Below are 4,523 nucleotides of genomic sequence, written 5' to 3'. Positions count from 1 at the left end.
TTGCGAGCAAGGGTGTGAGCTCGCCCGCCGATCTGCGCACCTGGCTCGCCTACCTCGCCGAACGCGGCAGGCTCGCCATTGCCCGCGAGGGCATTGGGCTGGCTGACGAACTCGCCGCGATCGCCAAGCGGCTGGAGCGCGATAGCGCGGTGCTGTTTCCGCGTCCCGACGGGCACGAGATTCCTGTCGTCGCCAATCTCTTCGCCGGCCGTGACTGGGTCGCCGAATCCATCGGCGTCACCGAGGACCAGTTATTGCCGCGGTTCCTGGCCGCCGCGAGTAACCTGTTGCCGACGCATGAGGTCGCGAGTGGGCCGGTGCAGGAGGTCGTGCACGACGAGGTCGATCTGCTGCGCCAGCTTCCGGTGCCCAAGCACAACGAGCGCGACAGCGGCCCCTACATCACGGCCGGCCTGCTGATCGCCCGCAATCCCAAGACGGGCGTGCAGAACGTCTCGATCCACCGCTGCCAGATCTCCGGCAAGAACCACATCGGCGTGCTGCTGTTGCCGCGGCACACGTTCTCCTATTATCGCATGGCGGAAGAGTTGGGACAGGCGCTGGAGATCGCGATCGTCATCGGCGCGCATCCGGCGCTGCTGCTGGCCTCGCAAGCGATCGCCGCGCTCGACGAGGACGAGATGGCGATTGCCGGTGCGCTGCTCGGCTCTCCCGTGGACGTCGTCAAATGCCGCACCAATTCGGTCCGCGTGCCCGCTCATGCGGAGATCGTGATCGAGGGCCGCATTCTGCAAGGCGTGCGCGAGCCGGAGGGGCCGTTCGGCGAATTCCCCCAATATTACGGTCCGCGCGCCAATCGCGAGGTGATCGAGGTCGATGCCATCACGCATCGCAAGGCGCCGATCTTCCACACCATCGTCGGCGGCGGTTTTGAGCATCTGATCCTCGGCGGCGTGCCGCGCGAGGCGACGCTGCTCCAGCATCTGCGCCGCAGTTTTCCGAACGTGATCGACGTCCGCCTCACGCGCGGCGGCACCTGCCGCTATCACCTCGCGATCAGAGTCGATAAGACCAATGATGGCGAGCCGAAGAACATCATGATGTGCGCTTTCGGCGCCCACTACGACATCAAGCAGGTGGTCGTGGTCGACAAGGATGTCGACATCTCCTCGTCCGAGGAGATCGAATGGGCGGTGGCGACGCGCTTCCAGGCCGACCGCGATCTCATGGTCGTCGCCGGCGCGCTCGGCTCGAAACTCGATCCGACCACCGACAACGGCATCAGCGCCAAGATGGGCCTGGATGCGACCGCGCCGGTCAGTGCGCCCGAGCTCGCCTTCAAGCGCATCCGTGTCAAGGGCGAGGAGGAGGTCGATCTGGCCACCGCCTTGCAGGCCGACCCCGGCGTCGCGATCGCGCGGCTGCTTGCGGAGGCGGGGACATGAGCGGGTTACCGCTTGGAAGCAACTTGCGTCGGTTTGCGCGATTGGAATATGTAGCTGACGCTGCTTATAGTGCCGCGCCAACAAGGCAACCATTTTGCGGCGCAATGCCGGGAGGAAGGAACTGATGTCGACGGCCCTGCGCATTGCTCATGGCGCTTTCGGCAGGGTCGCTCTGCTCGACATGGATCGTTCGCTGGTCCGCCACGCCCATCATCATTGCCACGTCCTGCTCAAGGTCGAGGGCGCCGACACGCAGTTCCTGGTGGGCGACCGGGTCACGCCGCTGACGGACACCGCCGCCGTGCTGGTCGACGGCTGGAAGCCGCATGCCTATGTGCACGACGCCAACCGTCCGCGCACGCTCATCATGGCGCTCTATATCGAGCCGGAATGGCTGAAGGAGTTCCGCCCCGGCTGGGCCGCGAGCGGCGCGCCGGGCTTTTTCGAGCGGCCGTCAGGCGAGGTGTCACCGCGCATCCGCCAGCTCACACTGCATTTGGCGTCCGAAATGATGGCGAATCCGGATGCGGTGCGGACTCACGAGCAGACGCTGTCGGACCTCATGATCGCGGTGATCGAGCGCTTCACGCCGTGGCGCAGCTTTCCGGTCTCGATCCGCGGCATGAGTGCAGTGAGCTGCGACTGGCGCATTCGCCGCGCGATGGACGCGATGCGGACGCACGATTCCTATGCCAACGTCGATCAGTTCGTGAAGGGCGCCGGCCTGTCGCGAGCGCAATTCTTCCGTCTGTTCGAAACCTCGCTCGGCGTCTCGCCAAAACTCTATCTCAACGTCGTCCGCATGGAGCGCGCGCTCGATGCGGTGATGCGCGAGGAGACGCCGCTCGGTGAGCTCAGCGAGCGTTTCGGCTTTCCGGAGCCGGCGCATTTCACGCGCTTCTTCCGCGATCATGCCGGCGTCAGCCCGCGCGAGTTTCGCAACGTCTCGCGTCTTGCCGGCTGATATTGCGCTGCACGCTCTCGAATGAGACGATTTGGTAAGTCGTGAGAGCGGGCGGTATGGCCGCCGCGCCCCCTGTCCTGACAAACGTCACCGTCGCGTCAAAGAGCGCGTCGGGAGGTATGCCGGGACATGGTGCAGGCTGCGGTTCAATCCGCAAATTCAGTCGATCAAATTGGCGACAGGCCGTGGGTCGGGCGTTCGATCGAGCGCGTCGAGGACGCTGCGCTGCTCAGCGGCCGCGGCCGCTTCATCGACGATCTCGGCGTACAGCCCGGCACGCTGCACGCGGCGATCCTGCGCTCGCCGCACGCGCATGCCGATATCCTCTCGATCGACATTGAAGCCGCAAAACGCCTGCCGGGCGTTGCCGCGGTCCTGACCGGCGAGCAGGTCAAGGCGGTCACAACAACCCTCGTTGTCGGCGTGAAGGCGCCGGTCGAGTGCTGGCCGATCGCGATCGACCGGGTGCGCTATGTCGGCGAGCCCGTGGCTGTGATCGTTGCCACCGACCGCGCCCGCGCCGAGGATGCGGCCGAGCTGATCAATGTCGAGTATCGCCCGCGCGGCGCCGTCGTTGATCCGCTCGGCACGCTCGTCTCAGGCGCGCCTGTCCTTCACGACGGCTTTCCCGGCAATCTCGCCAGCGACCGCGCCTTCCGTTACGGCGACCCCGAAAAGGCCTTTGCGGATGCGCCGCATCGCTTCTCCATCGACATCCGCTATCCCCGCAATTCCTGCACGCCGATCGAGACCTATGGCGTCGTCGCCTCGCATGATGCCGGCGAGGACGCCTTCGAGGTGCTCGCCAATTTCCAGGGCCCGTTCAGCATCCACACCGTGATCGCGCGCGCGTTGAAAGTGCCGGGCAACCGGCTGCGGCTGCGCACGCCGCCGGATTCCGGCGGCAGTTTTGGCGTCAAGCAGGGCGTGTTTCCCTATATCGTGCTGATCGCCGCCGCCGCCCGCGTCACGGGTCGGCCGGTGAAGTGGATCGAGGACCGGCTCGAGCATCTCACCGCATCGGTGTCGGCCACCAACCGTGCAACGACGCTGGCCGCGGCGGTTGCGGCCGACGGAAAGATCCTCGCGCTCGACTGGGACCAGGTCGAGGATTGCGGCGCGCATCTGCGCGCGCCTGAGCCGGCCACGCTCTACCGCATGCACGGCAATCTGACCGGCGCTTACGACATCCGTCACGTCAAAATCCGCAACCGCGTCGTCGTCACCAACAAGACGCCGACCGGCCTCAACCGCGGCTTCGGCGGACCGCAGGTCTATTTCGCGCTGGAAGGGCTGGTGCAGCAAATCGCGATCGGGCTCGGCCTCGATCCGCTCGATGTCATCAAGCGCAATCTGATCGATGCCGGCGCGTTTCCCTATCGTACTGCGACCGGCGCGCTGCTCGATTCCGGCGACTATCAAGAAGCGATCGCGCGCGCGGTCGAGCAGGGCAGGCTCGCGGAGCTTAGGGCGAAGCGTGTCGAGGTGCGGGCGCGTGGCGGCCTCTACGGCATCGGCTTCACCGCCGTGGTCGAACCCAGCGTCTCCAACATGGGCTACATCACCACCGTGCTGACGGCGGCCGAGCGCCGCAAGGCGGGCCCGAAGAACGGCGCGCAGGCGACCGCAACCGTCGGGCTCGATCCGGTTGGCAGCGTCACCGTTCACGTGGCGTCGGTGCCGCAGGGGCAGGGCCATCGCACCGTGCTGTCGCAGGTCGTCGCCGATGTCTTCGGCCTTCAGCCAAAGGAGATCCGCGTCAACACCGAGATCGACACGGCAAAGGACGCCTGGTCGATTGCGTCGGGCAATTACGCCAGCCGCTTTGCTGCGGCCGTGGCCGGCACGGCGAAGCTCGCGGCCGAACGCGTTGCGGGCCGTCTTGCCCGCATCGCGGCCAGCCAGCTCAACGTCGAAGCCTCGGACATCGTGTTTGCAAAAGGCTTCGTCGCCTCAAGACACAATCCGGAGAACCGGATCGCGTTCTCGCGCGTCGCAGCGCTGAGCCATTGGTCGCCCGGATCGCTGCCCGATGATGCAGGCCAGACCATCCGCGAGACCGTGTTCTGGACGCCGCCGGAACTGACTCCGCCGGACGAGGACGACCGCATCAACTCCTCGCTCTGCCACGGTTTCATCTTCGATTTCTGCGG

3 protein-coding genes are annotated in these 4,523 nt (G+C 66.1%); all 3 read left to right on the top strand.

All coding sequences use genetic code 11. From position 1 onward, the window contains the following. A partial coding sequence (locus AC0L30_RS42370) for a UbiD family decarboxylase (RefSeq protein WP_473406736.1) occupies nt 1-1,406 on the top strand: 1,406 nt, incomplete at its 5' end. A gap of 124 nt (nt 1,407-1,530) precedes the next feature. Then, entirely contained in the window at nt 1,531-2,370 is an 840-nt protein-coding gene (locus AC0L30_RS42365) for a helix-turn-helix transcriptional regulator (RefSeq protein ID WP_007594264.1), read from the top strand. 129 nt (nt 2,371-2,499) lie between these two features. Beyond that, nucleotides 2,500-4,523, top strand: a 2,024-nt coding sequence (locus AC0L30_RS42360) for a xanthine dehydrogenase family protein molybdopterin-binding subunit (RefSeq protein WP_473406735.1), incomplete at its 3' end; no start/stop codon positions are given.

Source organism: Bradyrhizobium sp. MI1.11 (assembly GCF_055811255.1).
This window is presented reverse-complemented; position numbering and strand designations above follow the sequence as displayed.

Coding starts and splice junctions, on each gene's coding strand:
- AC0L30_RS42365 (WP_007594264.1), top strand. CDS start 1,531: ATGTCGACGGCCCTGCGCATTGCTCATGGCGCTTTCGGCAGGGTCGCT.